This is a genomic window from Psychrobacter sp. 78a-MNA-CIBAN-0178 (assembly GCF_040309625.1).
Classification (GTDB): Bacteria; Pseudomonadota; Gammaproteobacteria; order Pseudomonadales; family Moraxellaceae; genus Psychrobacter; species Psychrobacter okhotskensis.
This window is the reverse complement of sequence record NZ_JBEOOZ010000200.1, coordinates 1-240: the sequence shown is the minus strand read 5'-3', so window position 1 is coordinate 240 and position 240 is coordinate 1. Positions and strand designations below refer to the sequence as shown.

Genomic DNA, 240 nt, shown 5'->3' with positions numbered 1-240 from the left:
ATGTTCCAGACTGCGAAGCATGGCGGGCTCCTGGCCGTCGTCGCGGAATCGGGCGGCGGCAAGACGACGCTGATGCGCGACCTCGAAGACCGCGTGATGCGCGAGAGTCATCCGATCATCGTCATCAAGCCGTACGTGCTGGCGATGGAGGACAACGACCAGAAAGGCAAGACGCTGAAGGCGACGCACATCGCGGAAGCAATCATGGCCGCCGTGGCCCCGCTGGAGAAGGTCAAGAGC

General features: G+C 63.3%; 1 pseudogene. It reads left to right on the top strand.

Annotated elements, in window-relative coordinates:
• Positions 1 to 240: pseudogene (locus AAEY80_RS14830) on the top strand (AAA family ATPase); the annotation flags it as partial.